The following is a 1,789-nucleotide window of genomic DNA, read 5'->3' as shown; positions in this document are numbered from 1 at the left end:
CCGGAGAACCAACAAAGGTGCTTGCGATAACGCTCCTTTGTCGTTTTGCCTTCCCTTTCACCCAACAAGGTCGGCGTTCTCGATAATGATTTCGGAGCTCAATACTGAGCCTGTATCTTCCCCTGTCAACGCTTAACCATTGCCATTACTGACAACCGCCCATGACTCGGGGTTCCGGCGGTTTGCTAGACCTTACCGGATGAAGGGCTTTCACCTTCAATCTCTTGCCGATTTATCTCGGCGCACTAGGCGTTCTATATAGTTATTTTGCAAATGCATAACAAAAACATCAAAGCACGCCCTATGGGCTGGACCTCCACGAGCTGCGCTCGTTCCGGCCCTTTATGTTGGCGTTATGGCTCACCAGATTACTAGCCAATTAGAGGGTTTATGGCTCTACAAGAAGTAAAGGAAGCGAAGTATAAATACCAGAAAGTTAGGTATTCACATATATCAATGGAGCCTGCGGAGTCAGCTACGTTAACAGCTGACCCTTGGTCATTTATGCATGGTCATCTTCTAGAAAGAATTGATAATTCTGCGGGCAATAATAGAAAGTGTTTTACAAGAGCGAGATATTTTGCATCTCTGGCTGAAGATTTTTACAAGGCTGCTGAATCAGTAAGCATGCCTGCAAAAGGCACGCTTTACTACTACGGGATGATGAATCTTGTTAAAGCCCTTCTTTCAGTTAACAAAATCAAGCTTGAGGATATTGTCGAGCATCACGGCATAACAAACACGCACGGAAAAAAACACTCTCTGACAATGTCTGGAAAAATAAACAATTGTACAAATGTCTTTTTGGAGTTTGCCAAAATACTGGGAACACCTGTATCAGGTAAGCATGAGTTAACGCTTCGCCACGTGTGTACATTCATTCCAGAATTGAGTGGTATTAGTAGGAATCTTGGGTTCTTCAAAAAGCCAAAGTACTTACCCATCAATATTAGGTTTTGCGTTAATGAGGCCGCCACGTATCTTATGACTGAGGTCGATTACTCTAAAGGCCTCGAAAATAGTATTGATACGGCAAAGTTCCTAAAAAGTAATCGCAAAGCCTATTTTTTGGAGCCTTATGAAAAAGACGGTAAGGTAATACATCGGAGCCAGAAAAGAAAAAAAGTCAGTAACGATAACTGGCCTAATGTTTACAAAAACGTACTCAAAGAATACTCAGGCCTTGGGATTGCCTCGATCTTAACTCGTAATGGATATAGATATTACTGTTCCATACAGGAAGGGACATACCATCATCTGTGTAATTCTTATCTTCTAATGTTCTATTTGGGCCATTCCGCCAGGTATAGGCCAAGTGAGATTGAAGAAATAATGCAGGGTGAATTAAGGCCAATGGCAACAGAGGCGGTCGCAATACTGCCCAAGCAATTTATGTATCAAATGGTTAGTATGATCACAGGGAAATTATGCGTCATTCCATTTTCAGAAATATAGGCCATAACAAACGCATGTTGTCGGACTGGTTTTCCGCTGCGCTCCAAACCAGCCGCAAATGCGGGCGTTATAAGCTATGATGGAGTTTCGAAATATGGATGATAAAATTTTGGTGGCTGGCATTGCTGCATTAGCTGCTCTTCTAGGCTCTTTAATACCTCAAATTTTTAGCTACTTTAAAGATCGTTCTGAAAGAGAGTTTGTTAAGCAGAAGGAACAACGAGACATTCAGATCTTAGTATATGAAGAGCTGTTACTTGCGCTGCAAGATGTTATGAATAATGGTAATCCTTCATTTCCTGCATTTCAAAAAGCTATCCTAAAAGTGTCACTG

Annotated in this window: 2 protein-coding genes; both read left to right on the top strand. The window is 41.8% G+C overall.

What is annotated here, in order from left to right; genetic code table 11:
- Window positions 1-390 precede the first annotated feature (390 nt).
- The gene (locus tag WG89_RS29955; protein ID WP_153301902.1) at window positions 391-1,455 is read left to right on the top strand and encodes a YaaC family protein; all 1,065 of its coding nucleotides are present in this window, start codon (window positions 391-393) and stop codon (window positions 1,453-1,455) included.
- A 94-nt stretch (window positions 1,456-1,549) separates the two neighbouring features.
- Window positions 1,550-1,789, top strand: a 240-nt coding sequence (locus WG89_RS28515) for a hypothetical protein (protein ID WP_153301901.1), incomplete at its 3' end; no start/stop codon positions are given.

It is taken from the genome of Endozoicomonas arenosclerae (assembly GCF_001562015.1).
GTDB classification, from domain to species: Bacteria; Pseudomonadota; Gammaproteobacteria; order Pseudomonadales; family Endozoicomonadaceae; genus Endozoicomonas_A; species Endozoicomonas_A arenosclerae.
Note: the sequence above shows the minus strand (reverse complement) of the source record. Positions and strands in the feature narration are given on the sequence as shown.

What these genes read in the sequence shown, in the direction of transcription:
- WG89_RS29955 (WP_153301902.1), top strand. Translation starts at nt 391, where the DNA reads ATGGCTCTACAAGAAGTAAAGGAAGCGAAGTATAAATACCAGAAAGTT.